The sequence below is a fragment of the Candidatus Flexicrinis affinis genome (assembly GCA_016716525.1).
In the GTDB taxonomy this organism is placed as follows: Bacteria; Chloroflexota; Anaerolineae; order Aggregatilineales; family Phototrophicaceae; genus Flexicrinis; species Flexicrinis affinis.
Window position 1 is genome coordinate 466,799 of record JADJWE010000002.1, and the last position, 16,603, is coordinate 483,401.

Here is a 16,603-nt window from a genome sequence, read left to right on the forward strand (position 1 = left end):
CGTAATCATGTCTCAACAGAACGACAGCAGCAACCAAGTCAATCAGTACGGGCACGCCGCGGGCGCGATCATGGTGGTCCTGTTCATCGTCATCATTATGATGATCGCGCAGGAGTCGGCGGGCATTCCGGTGGCGTCGCTGCCACGCCCGGGCGACAAGTCGCCCACCCCGACGATCACCGCGACGCCGACCGAGACACCGTTGCCAACGGCTACTGCGACGTCGACCCCGACCGAAACGCCACTGCCCACCGCAACACTGACGCCTTCGCGCACACCGCTGCCGAGCAATACGCCCGTTCCCCCGAGCGAAACGCCGGCAACTGATTCAGGCGGCGGATCGACCACAAATTACGATCCGGCAGTCGTGTCTCGCGGCGAAATGCTGTTCGTCTCGTGCGCCGCATGCCACGGCCCCGACGCGCGCGGCATTCCGAACCTTGGCAAAGACCTGATCGACAGCGAGTTTGTCGCGGCCCAGACCGACGACGCGCTCGTGCAGTTCATCATCACCGGCCGGCCGATCTGGGACCCTCAAAACACAACCGGTATCGACATGCCCGGCAAGGGCGGTAATCCCACGCTGACGAGTGACGACATTCACGCGATCGTGGCCTACATCCGCACGCTGACCGCGGAGAGCAGCGGCCAGTCCGGCGCAGCTCCGGTATCGAACGCCGACGTCGCGTACGACCCTGCGCTGGTTGCCGAAGGCGAGCGTCAATACCCGGTATGCGCCGCATGTCACGGTCCGGATGCTCGCGGTATCCCGAACCTCGGCAAAGACCTCGTCGACAGCGAGTTCGTCGCCGGCCTCACCGACGAGGCGCTGCTGGACTTCATCAAGACCGGCCGACCGATCTGGGATCCGCAAAACACCACCGGTATCGATATGCCCGGCAAAGGCGGCAACCCGGCCCTGACCGACGACCAGATTCTCGGAATCATCGCGTATATCCGCACGTTGGCCGCGTCGGGAGAGTAGCGCCAACTAGCGACCGTTCCATTACTTACCATACACGAACTACGTACTGCGACGCGCAGTGCCACAGCGGAGGCCTTCGGTTCGACGGCCTCCGCTGCTTTGTCCACTCAATGCCGGACTGTGGAGCAGTTTGACAGATTCGGAATCCGTGTTATGCTCGAAATGAGCACGTTCTCATTTCGAGGTTTTGCACGAAATGTCACGTTGGCCCACCATCATCGATGTCGCAAAGCTCGCCGGAGTATCGAAGGCGACTGCGGCACGCGTACTGAATGGGCAGCAAGACCTCGTGCGCGAGAACACCCAGCAGCGCGTCCTCGCCGCGGCGAAGGAACTGGGCTACGTACGCAACGCCGTCGCAGGAAGCTTACGCACCGACCAGACCTACATGGTCGCACTCTCCATCCCTGACATCACCAACCCGTTCTGGCCCGACGTCGCGCGCGGCGTTCAGGACACGATGGAAGCAGAGGGTTACGCGACCGTCATCGTCAACAGTGACTGGAAATCCGAGCGCGAGACCAAGTTCCTGACCCTCGTCCGCCGCAACCGGTTCGACGGACTGATCATCAACGCGGTCGACACCTCGTCGCATGAACTGGAGACGCTCAACATCCCCGTCGTGATCCTCGGCAGCGGCAGCAATCACCCGCGCCTCGATGCGGTCGGCAGCGACACCGTACAGGGCACCGACGCCGCGCTTCAGCATCTTTACGACCTCGGCCACCGCAAAATCGGTTTGATCTCCGCGCTGAACCGCCGCCGCTTCTCGACTCAGGCCGACCGCTACATCGCCTTCCACGAACGGCATCATCTACCGCTGGAACGCGCAATCTTGATCGAAGGCGACTTCACGGAAGACGCGGGATACGACGCCATGCGGCGGCTGATGAGCCTTCCGCAGCCCCCGACTGCGGTGCTCGCGTCCAACGACAACATCGCCATCGGCGCAATGAAAGCGGCCCGCACGCTGGGACGTCGTATCCCCGAGGACGTGTCAATCGTGGGGATGGACGACATCCACGCCGCCGCTACGACCTCCCCTGCCCTTACGACCGTCGCCAAACCGAAGTACGACATCGGCGTGACGGCCGCACGCATCTTGATCCAACGAATTTCGGAACCGGAGGTGACTGTCGTCCAGAAACGGAAGCTGCCATGCGAGTTGATCATTCGGGAGTCGACGGCCGCGCCGCCGGCCCTGTAAGTTGCAGGACGAGTTTCTTGGCGTCGTGCTGAGAACGTTCTCAGTTCTTGGCGCAATCGGGTTTCTTGGCGAATAGGTGCAGGTTCTATGACAAGTTCTGTTTATGAAGATCGTGCAGCGGGGTGTCTGGTCGGGCTTGCGGTCGGCGACGCTTACGGCGACCTCGGCCGGCGTGACGCGTACCGTCAGCGCTACGGCATCATCACCAACCTCTACGACGACGCGCGCAGCACCGACGACACCGAGTTCGCCATGCTCACCGCGCAAACCCTGATCGACTGCGGCGGCGACTTGACGACCGAGCATCTGATCGCCTCGTGGCACAAGTACATCATCAGCGAGGGCGGCGTCGCGGAGCGTGGCGGCAAACCGCTGTACGGCGCGGTCGCTAACCTCGAACGCGGCATCCTCCCGCCCCTCTCCGGCAAAGACAACGTCCAGAACAACGACGATGGCGCGGCAATGCGCATCGCGCCTATTGGAATCGTTTGCGCGGGCAATCCGGCACGTGCGGCTGCCATGGCGCAGATCGAATCGGAGATCAGCCACGCCGCCGACGGCATCTGGGCGGCGCAGGCCGTCGCCGCCAGCGTGGCAGTGGCCGTCGACGGCGGCAGACCGGACGACATCATTCAGGCCGGACTCAACGTCATCCCGCACGACAGTTGGCTGAACCGCGCAATGATGCGGGCGTTCGGCATCTGCGATGCGGCGGGAAACATCGAGGACGCGTGGGAAGGCTTGCATACGCAGCTCTGGACTCCGGTGCACTCGATGGCCGCGGAAGCGATCCCGCAGGCTTACAGCATCTTCAAGCTGACCGGCGGAGACTTCAGGCGCGGCATGTTTTGGGCCGGCAATTTCGGGCGTGACGCCGACACGATTGGCGCGGTCGTCGGCGCGCTGTCCGGCGCAATCCACGGCCTAAAGGCGATTCCGCCCGAGTGGGTCGAGAAGGTGCGGCAGCCGGCCGGCGTCTGCCTGCGGTTCGCCGCCCGCATGGACATCGTCGAGACCGCACTTCAGCTCACGCGGCTTCGCACGTCGCGGCACACGTCGAACGGCACCTAGTGTCTCTGCAAATTACGCACCTCGCCGCGTCATCTCGCCCGCAGATAATCGGTGATTTGAAAGTATGTTGACATGATTACACTACCGAGAATAGGCATCTGGCGCGACCTTTCGGAAAGCCGGCGCAGGGAAGCGCTCACGGGCTACCTGTTTATCTCGCCGTGGATCATCGGCTTCATCGTGTTCTTTCTCGGGCCGATCATCGCTTCGCTAATCCTGAGCTTCACGCGCTGGAACATCGTGGGCGATCCGACGTGGGTCGGCCTCGACAACTACACGACGATCTTCACAGAAGACCTGCGCTTCAAGAAGTCGGTCGAGGTCACGCTGACCTACTCGCTGCTGTACCTGCCGCTCGAAGTGATGTGCGGCATCGGCTTGGCCGTACTGATGAACTTCAAGCTGCGCGGTATCGGCATTTTCCGCACGATCTTCTACATGCCGTCGGTGGTGCCGCAAGTCGCCGCCGCGCTGGTATGGGTGTGGATGCTGAATCAGCGCTACGGCGTCATCAACACGCTGCTGAGCAACGTCGGCGTCGACGGGCCGAACTGGCTCGGCAGCCCGCATTACGTCTTGCCCAGCCTGATCATGATCGCGTTGTGGGGCGTTGGTGGCAGCGCGATTATCTATCTTGCCGGCCTGCAAAACATCCCCGGCGGTGATGTATGAAGCCGCCACCGTGGACGGGGCCAACGCCTTCCAGAAGTTCTTCCGCATCACCCTGCCGCTGCTGTCACCGACGATCTTCTTCCAGTTCGTGCTGGGATTGATCGGCGTGTTCCAGACGTTCACGCCCGCCTTCATCGCCGCAGGCGAGACCGGTGGCCCGCTGCAGTCCGGCCTGTTCTACATGCTCTACATCTATAACCGCGGCTTCATCTCGCTGCGGATGGGTTACGCGTCGGCGCTGGCATGGATCATGACGGTCTTCATCTTGATCGTGACGGTATTCGTGCTGCGAAGCTCGCGCTATTGGGTGTACTACGAAACCGATCGCAGCCAGAACCGGTAAGAGGAGACGAGACAATGTTGGCCAACCGAATTGCCCGTCCCGAGTCCGGCATGGCGGGTCCCATGCCAGTCGGCAAGAACCGCTTTTGGCACAATGTCTTTGGCTACGGCCTCCTGCTGCTCGTCGCTGCAGCCCTCATGCTTCCGCTGTACTGGATGGTTTCGACGTCGATCAAAAGCGCCGAGCAGATGTTCGAAATCCCGCCGGTGTGGATCCCCAACCCGGTCGATTTCGGCAGCTTTCCGAAGGTCTTCCAGGAGGTGCCGTTCGGTCGCTTCCTACTCAACACCGCGATCATCGTCGCCCTCAACATCATCGGCCACTTGTTCTCGGTGACGCTGATCGCTTACGGCTTCGCGCGCATCCGGTTCCCGGGCCGCAGTGTCCTGTTTCTGATCATGCTCTCGACGCTGATGATCCCGTATCACGTCACGCTCGTGCCGCGGTTCATCCTGTTCTCGAAGCTGGGCTGGATCAATACGTACCTGCCGCTGACCGTGCCTGCGTTCACCGGCAGCGCGTTCCTGATCTTCCTTGTGCGCCAGTACATGATGAGCATCCCGTACGACCTCGACGAAGCGGCTTACATCGACGGCGCCAGCCGCTTCGATGTGTTCTGGCGGATCATCCTGCCACTGTCGCGGCCGGCGCTGATGCTAGTCGTCGTCTTTACTTTCGTCGGCACGTGGAACGATTTTCTTCAGCCGCTGATCTACCTCAACGACCCCAATATGTTCACGGTGTCGCTGGGCCTCAGTTTCTTTCAAGGAGCGCGCGAGACCAACTGGAACCTGCTGATGGCCGGTTCGCTGTTGGCAACCATCCCGCCGCTCATCCTGTTTTTCATCGCGCAGCGTCAGTTGATTGGAGGGATTTCTATCGAAGGACTTAAGGGCTAAATCGTCAATAAGCGCAAGACCGTTTCGTAAACGCAAGGAGAATGTCATGTCCAAGAGACTGCTTGTCGTCACCCTCGTACTCACGTTACTGCTGCCGCTTCTCGCCGTATCTGCGCAGGATGAGCCGATCGTGACAGTGACGTGGTGGGCCACCGAGCGCGGCCGCGACACCGCCGCCACCCGTGATATGCACTTCACGCTGGCGCGCACGTTCGAGGAGAGTCATCCGAACATCCGCGTCGCTCTATCGCTCTATCCAAGCCGGGCGTTCGCCACGCGCGTCCTGACCGCAATCGCCGCCGGTGAAGGCCCCGACGTGTTCTATCATTACTTCTCGCCGGACGTCGCGCTTCAGGGCTTCCTTGAAGACCTGACGCCGTACATCGAGGAGTCTGGCGCGGCCGCCAACTGGTTTGCCAGCGGTGTGAATCGTGGCGTCTATGAGGGCCGTACGTATGCCGTCCCGCGCGATGCAGTGTCGGGGTTCGTCGCCTATAACAAGGATCTGTTCGACGCGGCCGGCGTCGCCTACCCCGAGGATGGTTGGACGATCGCTGAATACCGCGCGCTTGCCAACCAGCTCACCGACCGCGACAACGACATTTATGGCGTCGGTGCGATCGTCGGCGGCGAAGGCTGCATGTTGTGGTCGCCGTTCTCGTTCAACCTTGGTGCCGAGCTGACCAGTCCGGACGGCCGCGATGTCGTCGGCTACATGGACACGCCCGAAACCGCCGCTGCAATGACGTGGTGCTTGGAACTGGTCACCGAAGATCAGGTCACGGCGCCGGCCGAACTGCAAGATCAGTTCGGTGAACTGGTGTTCCTGTCCGGCAACGTCGCCATGCAGTCGATCTCCGACTGGGAGCTGGCCGCGATCATGGAACAGGCCGACTTCAACTGGGGTGTCGTCGCACCGCCGCGCTTTAATGAGGACACCGAAGTGATCCCGTGGACCGACTCCTACATGTACTACATGTGGAACGGCAGCGATGACAAGGAAGCCGCGTGGGAGCTGATCGAATGGTTGTCCGGCCCTGAGGCGCAGCGTATCGCCGCCGAGGCGGGCGTGTGGTCGCCTAACGGCCCAGCCATTTGGGAAGAACTCGGCTGGAATGAGGACCCGATCCGCGGTGTGTCGTACAACCAGCTCGTCGCCTCGGAACTGGTGCCGAACTACCTGCGCAGCCAGTACTTCTGGGACTGCGTGGCCGGCCCGCTGAGCGACGTGCGCGTCCGTTGGATCGAAGGCGGCGAGCGTGACGTCGCTGCCATGCTGGCCGAAGGCGCCGCTCAAGCGCAGGCGTGCTTGGACGACAACTACGGCGAATAGCCTGAACGAGTGTCGAGTTTCACGGTTGTGGGCGGCCCGCGGGCTGCCCACAACTCGCGCGAACTACATATATATAATGGAAATGCGAAGCGTTTTAGCCTGCCGAAGTACTTGATCGAGAATAGACCGCATGTCGAAAGGATTTCGATGATCCCGCAAGACTACGACGAACGCGTTTATGCCGGATGGTTGGGCAAGTGCATCGGCGTCCGGTTCGGCGCGCCGCTCGAAGGCTGGTGGTACGAAAAGATCCGCGACAACGTGGGCGAGGTGCTCACCTACCTGCGCGAGGACAGCGGCAAAATCTTCAAGCCGGACGACGATACCGCGCTGCCGATGATCCTGATTCGCGCGTTCGAGCTGTTCGGAACGTCGACGGCGATCACGCCGCAGCAGTTCGGCGAGACGTGGCTCAACTTCCTCGGCGACGGGCACGGCACACTTTGGTGGGGCGGCTACGGTGTCTCGACCGAGCACACCGCCTATTGCAACTTGGCGGCAGGCATCCCTGCGCCGATGTCCGGCAGCATCGCGATGAACGGCGCGGCCGTTGCCGAACAGATCGGCGGCCAGATCTTCAGCGATATCTTCGGACTGATCGCGCCTGGCGACCCGGCACGTGCCGTCGATCTCGCCGAGAAAGCCTCGTCCGTCTCGCATGACGGTAACGGAATCTACGGCGGGCGATTCATCGCCGCGATGGTTAGCGCGGCCTTCAGCGAGCGCGACCCACGCGCCTTGCTCAACATCGGCCTCCGGCACATCCCGGCCGACAGCGAATACGCCCGCGTCATCACCGCCATGCAGCAGGTTCACGCGGGTCAGCCCGACGACTGGCACGCCGGCTACGCGCATCTTCGGGCGAATTTCGGCTACGATCGCTACCCCGGCGAGGTTCACATCATCCCCAACGCCGGCGTGATCGCGCTGGCGATGTTGTACGGCGACGGGAACTTCAGCCGCACGATCCAGATTGCCAATATGTGCGGGTGGGACACTGACTGCAACGTGGGCAACGTCGGCGCCATTATGGGCGTCGCGGTCGGGTTGGACGTCATCGATAATTCTTGGCGCGAGCCGATCAACGACCTGCTTATCACCGCCAGCAACACCGGCACGCGCAATATCTGGACGATCCCCCAATGCGCTGACCTGTTCGTCAAGGTCGGGCGGGCGCTGCAAGGTCAAGGCACGCGAGCCAAGCCGCGTTATCACTTTCAATATCCGGGATCAACCAGCAGTTTCCTGCCGACTCACGGCGAGCTTGGCAGGCCGATTCATCAGGCGCAGCGCGTCTACCTAGGCGTACCATGCCTACAGACCAGCATCCGCAAGCTGAACAAGAAGGGTGAAATCCGGGTCGGGACACGCACGTATTACAACCCGAAGGAACTCAGCGGAAACTACTACGGCGCGGCGTTCTCCCCGCTGATTTACACGGGCCAGACCCTACACGCCGAGGTTTGTGTTCCGACTGACGCGCCGACCACGATCCGCGCGGGGCTGTATGCCCAGGCACACGACTCGAGCATCGTTCAGGCCGAGGCCGTCGATCTTGTCCCCGGCCAATGGCAAACGCTGCAGTTCACGATTCCGCGCCTGCACGATGTGCGCATCGACGAGGTCGGGGTGACTCTGCGCAACCTCGGCGAGCCGTGGGAGACCGGCGCGTTCTACATCAAATCGCTGGACTGGGACGGAACCCCCGATTGGCTCACCACATTCGCCAACGACTACGCCGAGTCGGGCGGCATTAGCCAGTGGACGCGGGTGCGCGGGTATTGGCGGATCGAAGGCGGCGCGTACCACGGCAGCGGGGTCGGGCTGTGCGAGTCATACACCGGCGATCCGGACTGGACGGACTACCGGCTCAGCGTCGAACTCACGCCACTGCTGGGCGATCAGCACGGCGTGCTCGTGCGCGTGGGCGGGGCGCGCCGCAGCTATGCCGTGTGCTTGGACGCCGATCAAACGGTGCGGCTGTACCGCAACGAGTCCGGTTACGCGTGCAAAGCATCTGCGCCGTTCGCATGGACGCACGGGCGCACTTGTACACTCACGGTCACGGCCAGCGGAAGCACGATCCGCGCCGAAGTCTCCGACGGCGAGAACGCACAACATCTCGAGTGGACCGACGACTTTCCGCTGCTATACGGCCAGATCGGCCTGTGCGCGTGGAACAACAGTCACACGCGGTTCACGAAGGTCAGCCTTCAACCCATCCCCTAGCGCCAAGCGAGGACAGCGATGGCCAAACTTCACGAGTATCAAAGCAAGGCGCTGCTGCAGGCCGCCGGCATTGAGACGCCGCCGTCGCGCCTTGTGACGACCCCTGCCGAAGCGGCCTCCGCCGCGCAGGAATTCGGTCGGGTCGTCCTCAAGGCGCAGGTCTGGACGACTAGCCGTGCCGCACAGGGACTGATCCAATTCGCAAGCACACCCGACGAAGCCGAACGCCATGCTTCGGCGCTGCTGGGGCGGGCCATCGGCAGCTTCACGGTTGACCATTTGCTGGTCGAGGCGCAGGTCGGCATCGCCCGCGAGTGCTACCTCGGCATCATCCTCGATGACCGGCAGCGCGCGCCGGTGATGATTTTCAGCAGCATGGGCGGCAGCGGAATCGAAGATATCGCCAAGGCGCACCCCGACCGCATCGCCCGCCACACCATCGACATCGCCACCGGCCTACGGGACTATCACGCCCGCGACCTCGCGATTGCCGCAGGAGTCGACTCCGCGCAGATCAGCCGACTGTCGGACGTGATGCTGCGCCTCTGGGACGTCGCCCGCACGTACGAAGCACGCAGTGCCGAGATCAATCCGCTGGTACTGACGGGCGATGGCCGCTGGATGGCGCTGGACGCGCGCACCACCGTCGACGACTACGCCGTCTTCCGGCACGCCGATCTCGGCATCGAGATGGCGCGCGAGTTCGACCGTCCCCCCACGCCGCTCGAACGGATCGCGTGGAACGTCGAGAAGGACGATTACCGCGGCACGTTCTACTTCATCCAGATGGAGACCGGTTTCCAAAAAGGCGAGCGGGTCATCGGGTTTATGGGCAGCGGTGGCGGCGGCAGCATGATGAACATGGACGCGCTCGTCAGTGCCGGCTTCCGCATCGCCGACTTTGTCGACACGAGCGGCAACCCGCCGGCCAGCAAGGTCTATCGCGCCGCGCGGATCATCCTGAGTCAAAGCGGAATCGACGGCTTCTACGCCGGCGGCAGCGGCGTCGCGAGTCAGGAGCAGTACCTGTCCGCACGTGGATTGGTGAAGGCATTCATGGACGCGCCGCTGACCGTACCGGCGGTCATTCGCATTGGCGGCAACGGCGAAGAATTAGCCATCGCGACCCTGCACGACGCCAACGGCGCCTTCCCCGCGCCGGTCGAAGCCTACGGCCGCGACGCCTCGCCAGAGTTCTGCACCGACCGACTGCGCGACCTGATCAGCCACTACACGCCGCTCGATGCGCCGCCGGCTCGCAGCGAACCCGAACCCGCCGAACCGTACACCTTCGACACCGTGACCGGCGGGACGATTACGCTCGATCATGCCGTATGTCGCACGTGTGAATCTAAGGCGTGCATCACTGCGTGCGAGCCGCAAATTCTCTCGCTTGAGGACGGCGTTCCGGTGCTGAACATCACGCGCGAGGATGCACGCAAAGGACGCTGTACGGAGTGCCTCGGCTGCGAGGTGAACTGCCACCTGTACGGCAAGGGCGGCGGGCGAATCCGCCTTCCGATTATCGGACTGGATTAAACCATGGCGATCATCGCAACGTCACACAAGCGAGTCATCGTGCAAGGAATCACCGGCCGCGAAGGGATGTCGCGCGCCCGCTTGATGTTGGATTACGGCACGCAGATCGTCGGTGGTGTCACGCCCGGCAAAGGCGGACAAGACGTTGCCGGCGTCCCGGTGTTCGACTCCGTGAAACAAGCCTGCGGCGAACTCGGCGCGGTCGACACCAGCGTGTTGTTCATCCCGGCGCCGCTGGTGCGCAATGCGGCGCTGGAAGCGATCGACGCCGGAATCAAGACGCTGGTCATCGTGCCGGATCGCGTGCCCGTCTACGACGTGCTAGAGATCGACGCGGCAGCCCGCAGCAACGGCGCGCGGTTCGTCGGCCCCAACACGCTCGGGGTGCTCAGCCCCGAGCAGGCCGTTTTGGGCATGATGGGCGGACGGGCCGCGGCAATCCGCGAGTGGGCAATCGCCGGACCGGTCGGCATTACCAGCCGAAGCGGCGGTATCACGACCAGCATGGCGTACTATCTGGCGCGTGCCGGTATCGGCGTGTCGACCGCCGTGCACGTCGGAGGCGACAGCATCGTCGGTATGCCGCACGCCCGCGTGCTGGAACTCTTCGAGCGCGACCCGCAAACACGCCTCGTCGTCATGTTCGGTGAAATCGGCACCTCGCAGGAGGAGGAAGCGGCCGACCTGATCGAACGCGGGTTGTTCACCAAGCCGTTGATTGCGTATGTCGGCGGCAAAGGCGCAAAGGAAGGCACGCGCTTCAGCCATGCTGGGGCGATCATCGAAGGCGGGCGCGGAGGACATGCCGGCAAGGTCGCATGCCTGCGCGAGGTGGGCGCGCATATCGCTGAGCACTTCAACGACATACCGCAGATCGCCGCCGAAGTTCTGGCGGGTCTGCCAGCGCCCAAGCCCGCGACATCGTCCGCAAAAGACCCTGCACAGGCGTGGTCAACGGCGATCACTGATATTCAGCCCAACGCCATCCGACTGCGCGGCAAGCGTATCGATATGCTCATGGGCGAGGTCACGTTCAGCCAAGCGATTTTCCTCGCGCTGACCGGCCATCTGCCTAACGCGCATATCGCCCCGCTGCTGGACGCCATGTTCGTCTCCTCGATCGACCACGGCACGACACCGCCGTCGACGTTGGCCGCGCGCACCGCCGCCAGCACCGGCGCACCGATGAACGCCGCCATCGCAGCGGGACTGCTCAGCATCAACGCGTTCCACGGCGGCGCGGTGGAAGACGCCATGCGCATGATCGCCGACGTGCAGGCGCGCGTGTCGGGAGGAGCGACGCTCGACGACGCGGCGCAGGCATTGGTCGAGGAATACCGCGCCGCCAAGAAGGTGCTGTCTGGCATGGGGCACCGCGTCCACACCGCCGACCCGCGCACGCGTCAGCTTCTCGCGCTGGCGCATGAGAGCGGGGTCGCGGCCGCGGGTGTCGATACGATCCGAGCGTTGGAGCGCGCGTTCACGCGCGTCACCGGCAAGACCCTACCGATCAACGTGGACGGCGCGCTAGCCGCGATTCTCACCGACCTGCACATCCCGCCGGAACTTGGCAACGCGTTCTTTATGATCGCGCGCGTGCCCGGCCTCGTCGCTCATGTCGCTGAAGAGAAGACGCGCGAAAAACCCATGCGCGTGATCTACCCCAATCAGGCCGTTTACGACGGGCCGGAATCGGAATAATGGCATCGGAGTCCCTGCTGATGATGAAATTTGTACTTGCTGTTGCTTTTGTACTGCTCGTCCTCGGCAGCCTGATGACGGTCGTTGTGTCGGCTCAGAACGCGGGCGCGAGTCAGGTTCTCAGCGTGGACTTCGAGTCGGAGATTCTCGGACGCATCGCCCAGTACAACATCTACCTGCCCGCGGGATATGACTACACCGATCAGCGCTACCCCGTCGTTTATTTGCTGCATGGGCGCGGGGATACGATGGCCGCGTGGTTGAACGTACGCTCGACGCTCGACACATTAATCGCCGACGGCGACATGCCGCCGGTCATCGCAGTCATGCCCGACATGCCGTCATCGGATCGCGGCGGCTACTATGTCGACTCGGCGTATACCGGTATGCTCTACCGTGCCGAGCCGGTCGAAACCGCGTTCTTTGCCGACCTCATCCCACACATCGACTCGAGGTATCGCACCATCGCCGATCGCACCTCGCGGATCGTCGGCGGCTATTCAATGGGCGGCTACGGCGCGATCCGCTACGTCCTCGCGCATCCCGAGCATTTCATGGGTGCGATCATCCTCAGTCCGGCGGTATATACGCCGCTCCCGCCGGCCGACTCCAGCACGCGCGAGTTTGGGGCATTTGGCACCGATACGGCGCTGTTCGATGCGGACATCTACACTGCGCTTAACTATCCGGCCCTACTCGAACAGTTTACGGGTGAGTTTCGGCTCAACCTGTTCATCGCGGTCGGCGATGACGAGTGGCGGCATCCGAACCCCGACGACATCGAGCACGATCTCGACTTCGAGGCGCACCGGTTCTTCAACCGTGTGTCGCGAGTCGGCGGGATCGCCTCGGAGTTCCGTGTCTACAACGGCGGACATGATTGGGACGTCTGGGAGCCCGGATTCGCGGAAGGCATTCGCTACCTCTCCAACTTCCTGAACACGACGCCGCCCGACTCCGCTACCCGTTCATCGCCGCAAGGCTGGCTGACCGGCACGTCCAGCGATGACGTCGCCGGCGGAATCGCAACCGACGGGCACGGCAACACGATTCTGGCGCTTGGAGTGCAGGGCGGTCTCGACGGCCAGCCCTATGCAGGCGGCATGGACATCGCAGTCGTCAAGTACGGCCCCGACCGCGCGGTGCAGTGGGTGCGGCAGGTCGGCACATCCGGCAACGATCGACCGTACGGGCTTGTCGTGACACAGCAGCAGGAGATTGTCGTCGCGGGATACACGCAGGGCGATCTTGCCGGCACCGGTTCAGCGGGCGGCGACGACATCGTGGTCCTCAAGCTGAGCGCCAACGGCGACGTGCTCTGGACGACACAGATCGGGACGCCGGAGGCCGACCGCGGCTATGCGATTGCGCTGCTTCACAGTGACGAAGTCGTCGTCACGGGCTATACGAAAGGCGCGTTTGCCACGGAGAACGCGGGCGACAAGGATGTGATCGTTGCACGGGTGCGATCGGACGGTTCCATCGATTGGACCCATCAGTTCGGTGGCGAAGGTGAGGACAAAGGTCAGGCCGTCGCGGTTGGCCCGGATGGCACAGTCTACGTCGGTGGCATGAGCAGCAGCGCGCTGACGTCCGACTTCGCGGGTGGCATCGACGGATTCGTGGCTGCAATGTCCGCATCCGGCGAGCTTACGGCGTTGACGCAGTTCGGAACCGCCGAATGGGACGAGGTCACCGGAGTCGTCGCGACGGAAGCGCACGTTGCCGTGACGGGCTTCTCGGCTGGAGACTTCGTCGGCACGCTCGACGGGGACAAGGACATCACATTCGCCGCCTTTGACTCGAGTCTTCAGCGTGTGGCCGCCGACCAGCTTGGCAGCACCTTGAACGACAAAGGCGCGGCGATCACCACCCTGCCCGACGGGTCGTTCGTCGTCGCTGCGTACAGCGATGGCAGCGTCGCCGGCGCGGTCGGCGACTTCGATATCGTGATCGTCCGGTACTCACCCACGTTCGAACGGCAGTCCGTGATCCAGCTTGGCACGACCGAACGCGACGGCACCGACGAGTGGGCCGAAAAGAACTTGTTCATCTCGCGCGACGGCGAGTCCGTGCTGGTCTCGGGTCTCACGCTCGGCAGCTTGGATGCATCGGCCAATCAGGGCGGCAGCGACGTCTTCGTTGTTGTCATCGAATAGTCGCGTGAGCGTCGGCCGGGCGCGCTCGTACGGCGCGGGTCGGCTTGATACACTATGCCGGATGCGACCTTCGACAGTGGGATCGAAGTGCCACCCGTGACCCGAACAAGACGGACAACGCCAACCGACACGATCGACATCGCCGGCGTATCCGTCCGGGTTACGCGCAAGCGAATCAAGGCACTGCGCTTGACCGTCCATCCGCCGGACGGCGAGGTGCGCGTCTCCGCGCCGCACGCGGTTCCGATCAACGCAATTCATGCGTTCGTCGAGTCGCGCGTTGGCTGGATAAGAAAGCATCAAGAGCGCATCCGCGCCTCAGCGCCCGTTCTCCTTGACTACGCGACCGGCGAGATGATCGCGTTCGACGGACGGTTGTATCCGCTCGAGGTCGTTTACCGGGCTCAGCGGCCGACTGTCACACTGCTCCACGACTCGCGTATCGTGATGACGATCCCGCCCGATTTCGACCGATCAAAACGCGAGCGAACCCTGCACGCGTGGTATCGCGCGCACCTCGAAGCGGTCGTTCCGCCGATGATCGCTGCGTGGGAGCCACGCCTCGGTGTCTCCGTTGCCGAGTGGCGCATCCGCGAGATGAAGACGCGTTGGGGCACGTGCAGCATAAAGGCGCGCCGGATATGGCTCAACCTCGAACTGGCGACCAAACCCCCAGAGTGCTTGGAATACCTCGTCGTGCATGAATTGGTGCACTTGCTGGAGCCAAGCCACAACGCGCGGTTCAAGGCGCTGATGGACCGGCATCTTCCTGACTGGCGCGCGCTGCGGGCTGCGCTGAATCGCGGCCAGCACCGGCAGGACGATTAGCAGATCCGCCAATACGCGACTGCCGCGAGGTAGTTGTCGGACTTGCCGCATGTCGTTCGACATCACGTCCGATCGGGCGCGGTCACCGGAGTAACTCGGAGTGACCGTGAGATCGCGATGACCGACACGTTCCCGCACACGATCCCCGACATCAGCGACTCCAGAAATCCTAATGAAACCAAATCACCGGCAGCAGACGATTGATATATGTCGGGTGTTAGACGTTTCCAGCACCCGAGCGATGCGAGCCATCGAATGGTTTCGTATCGCACTAGGCAGTAAAGGGAGGATGACCCCATGAGAAAGTTCGCTTTTCCGATTCTCGTATTGTTGATCGTGGTTGCAGCAGCAACGGCCTTGGCCGCACCGAACAAGTTCATTGCGCATCTAGCGGGTCAGAACGAGGTGCCACCAGTAGACAGCAGCGCACAGGGGCAAGTGAAGTTCAAACTGGCAGACGATGGGCTGCACTTCAAGCTCATCACGGCCAACATCATAGGCGTAACTCAGGCACACATCCATTGTGGCCCGGAGGGCGCCAATGGCCCTGTGGTTGCGTTCCTCTATGGCTTCAACGCCGCAGGTGTCGATAACAACGGCGTGCTTGCCGAGGGTGTCATTACTCCGGCTAACGTGATCCCCCGGCCCCACTCGGCGGTCTGTCCGGGAGGAGTCGCAGACTTCGATGATCTGCTCGAGAAGATGAGCAGCGGCGGAACGTATGTCAATACGCATACGCTGTCTGTGCCGTCCGGTGAAATCCGCGGCCAGATCCGTCCGATCGGCAGTAAGTAACCCTGTCTGAAATGGGACGCCGCGTGCAGGCGCGGCGTCCAGATACAACAGCAGGCCACGTGCGGAGACCACTCACGAGTCGGGAGTACTATAGATTGTAGTCTTGCGCTGGCGTTCAAAGGTTGCCTCCCATGGTTAGCCTGCTGCCCTCCACGAACCGAACGTTCATCTTCGTCCTCGCCGCCGTTATCGTGGTATCCATCGGAATTGTCGCAGCAGCTGTCACGCAGGGATTGAACGCGCGAACGGTTGCCGCTGCGCTGCTCACGTTCAGTTTCGTGCAGTTTCTGATCTGCGGGACGCTGTTCACCGGCCGAGCAATCCTAATGTGGACCATCGCAGATGCGACACGCTTCATGCGCTGGGAGCGCGGGTCAAACATCATCTCCGTATGTGCGTCCGCGTTGGGATTGGTTCTGCTTGCCCTGTTCATCGGCAGTGCCGAGACCGCCTATCTCGCCGTGCTCGGCGCATCCGCTTACCTCATCGGCGCCGTTCTGATCATCGTGGCAGAGACGCGCTTCCTCAGCGACGGCACGTGGATCAACCCGCAGGTCGTCATCCACATGATCTCTGAGTTTGCCGCCCAAGCCTGCGTTGGAGCAACCCTGATCGGCACCGGATTGGTTCCGACATGGGTGGGCTGGGCTGCAATCGGGTGGAACATCGCCTGTCCGGTCGGGCTTGTGCTGATGCGTCCGAAGGACTTCTACTTCCCCGTGATGCATTACGTTGCGCCGCTGATCATCGGCATTGCGCTGTTCGCCGCCGCGTAGACCTGTATTCACATCGCCATAACCCTCACCAAAGTGCGGTTTCCGCATGGTGGAATTGAAAATTGA

At 62.7% G+C, this 16,603-nt stretch carries 14 protein-coding genes and 1 pseudogene; all 15 read left to right on the forward strand.

Translation table 11 applies throughout. The features are described from left to right. Nucleotides 1-7: 7 nt before the first annotated feature. Nucleotides 8-985 carry a c-type cytochrome gene (locus IPM16_11175; protein MBK9123664.1) on the forward strand — a complete coding sequence of 326 codons (978 nt, stop codon included), beginning with the start codon at nt 8-10 and terminating at the stop codon, nt 983-985. 196 nt (nt 986-1,181) lie between these two features. Next, nucleotides 1,182-2,192 carry a LacI family DNA-binding transcriptional regulator gene (locus tag IPM16_11180; GenBank protein MBK9123665.1) on the forward strand — a complete coding sequence of 337 codons (1,011 nt, stop codon included), beginning with the start codon at nt 1,182-1,184 and terminating at the stop codon, nt 2,190-2,192. Between the two features lie 87 nt (nt 2,193-2,279). Further along, entirely contained in the window at nt 2,280-3,263 is a 984-nt protein-coding gene (locus IPM16_11185) for an ADP-ribosylglycohydrolase family protein (protein ID MBK9123666.1), read from the forward strand. A gap of 72 nt (nt 3,264-3,335) precedes the next feature. Then, on the forward strand, nt 3,336-3,935 hold the full coding sequence (locus IPM16_11190) for a sugar ABC transporter permease (GenBank protein MBK9123667.1): 600 nt from the start codon (nt 3,336-3,338) through the stop codon (nt 3,933-3,935). Next, on the forward strand, nt 3,928-4,278 hold the full coding sequence (locus IPM16_11195; GenBank protein ID MBK9123668.1) for a sugar ABC transporter permease: 351 nt from the start codon (nt 3,928-3,930) through the stop codon (nt 4,276-4,278). Before IPM16_11190 ends, IPM16_11195 begins: the two co-directional genes overlap by 8 nt. Nucleotides 4,279-4,292: 14 nt before the next feature. Next, complete coding sequence (locus IPM16_11200) at nt 4,293-5,177, forward strand: carbohydrate ABC transporter permease (GenBank protein ID MBK9123669.1); 885 nt, start codon at nt 4,293-4,295, stop codon at nt 5,175-5,177. Nucleotides 5,178-5,223: 46 nt separating this feature from the next. Beyond that, on the forward strand, nt 5,224-6,510 hold the full coding sequence (locus tag IPM16_11205; GenBank protein ID MBK9123670.1) for a sugar ABC transporter substrate-binding protein: 1,287 nt from the start codon (nt 5,224-5,226) through the stop codon (nt 6,508-6,510). 147 nt (nt 6,511-6,657) lie between these two features. After that, nucleotides 6,658-8,739, forward strand: a complete 2,082-nt coding sequence (locus IPM16_11210) for an ADP-ribosylglycohydrolase family protein (GenBank protein MBK9123671.1) — start codon at nt 6,658-6,660, stop codon at nt 8,737-8,739. Nucleotides 8,740-8,757: 18 nt separating this feature from the next. Then, on the forward strand, nt 8,758-10,278 hold the full coding sequence (locus IPM16_11215) for an acetate--CoA ligase family protein (GenBank protein MBK9123672.1): 1,521 nt from the start codon (nt 8,758-8,760) through the stop codon (nt 10,276-10,278). 3 nt (nt 10,279-10,281) lie between these two features. Beyond that, nucleotides 10,282-11,178, forward strand: a pseudogene (locus tag IPM16_11220) (CoA-binding protein). Beyond that, nucleotides 11,176-11,979 carry a citryl-CoA lyase gene (locus IPM16_11225; protein ID MBK9123673.1) on the forward strand — a complete coding sequence of 268 codons (804 nt, stop codon included), beginning with the start codon at nt 11,176-11,178 and terminating at the stop codon, nt 11,977-11,979. The pseudogene IPM16_11220 and the gene IPM16_11225 overlap by 3 nt, the downstream one beginning before the upstream one ends. A gap of 20 nt (nt 11,980-11,999) precedes the next feature. Further along, nucleotides 12,000-14,138 carry an alpha/beta hydrolase gene (locus IPM16_11230; protein MBK9123674.1) on the forward strand — a complete coding sequence of 713 codons (2,139 nt, stop codon included), beginning with the start codon at nt 12,000-12,002 and terminating at the stop codon, nt 14,136-14,138. A 132-nt stretch (nt 14,139-14,270) separates the two neighbouring features. Beyond that, complete coding sequence (locus tag IPM16_11235; GenBank protein MBK9123675.1) at nt 14,271-14,966, forward strand: M48 family metallopeptidase; 696 nt, start codon at nt 14,271-14,273, stop codon at nt 14,964-14,966. Nucleotides 14,967-15,263: 297 nt separating this feature from the next. Next, complete coding sequence (locus IPM16_11240; protein MBK9123676.1) at nt 15,264-15,761, forward strand: CHRD domain-containing protein; 498 nt, start codon at nt 15,264-15,266, stop codon at nt 15,759-15,761. Nucleotides 15,762-15,892: 131 nt separating this feature from the next. After that, nucleotides 15,893-16,537, forward strand: a complete 645-nt coding sequence (locus IPM16_11245) for a hypothetical protein (GenBank protein ID MBK9123677.1) — start codon at nt 15,893-15,895, stop codon at nt 16,535-16,537. Nucleotides 16,538-16,603 lie beyond the last annotated feature (66 nt).